The 400-nt window shown below is 70.2% G+C and carries 1 protein-coding gene; it reads left to right on the top strand.

What is annotated here, in order from left to right; all coding sequences use genetic code 11:
• Nucleotides 1–85 precede the first annotated feature (85 nt).
• Nucleotides 86–400: response regulator (locus tag ARTB_RS21425; protein WP_243182284.1), on the top strand; the 315-nt coding region annotated here is incomplete at its 3' end.

Genomic DNA, 400 nt, shown 5'->3' with positions numbered 1-400 from the left:
GCTCCAGACCGGAGAATCCGGGGAGATGTCGTGAGGTTTGCGGCAGCAGCGCGGTGCGCACCGGCCGATCTGGTGGAATGGGCCCATGGCAGACCCGATCCGCATCTACCTCCTCGACGACCACGACGTCGTGCGGGAGGGCCTCAAGTTCCTGCTCGAGCAGCAGGAGGACATCGTGGTGGTGGGTGAATCGGCCTCCGCCACGGAGGCGGCGGCGCGGATCCCCGCGCTGCGTCCGGACGTGGCCGTGCTCGACGCGCGGCTGCCCGACGGCTCGGGCATCGAGGTCTGCCGCACCGTGCGCGCGATCGACCCGACGATCAACGCCCTCATCCTGACGTCGTACGACGACGACGAGGCGCTGTTCGCGGCGATCATGGCCGGCGCCGCGGGCTACGTC

The organism is Arthrobacter humicola (assembly GCF_022803015.1).
Taxonomy (GTDB): domain Bacteria; phylum Actinomycetota; class Actinomycetes; order Actinomycetales; family Micrococcaceae; genus Arthrobacter; species Arthrobacter humicola_A.
The sequence above is the reverse complement of the archived record's forward strand: the minus strand, read 5'-3'. Positions and strand labels throughout refer to the sequence as shown.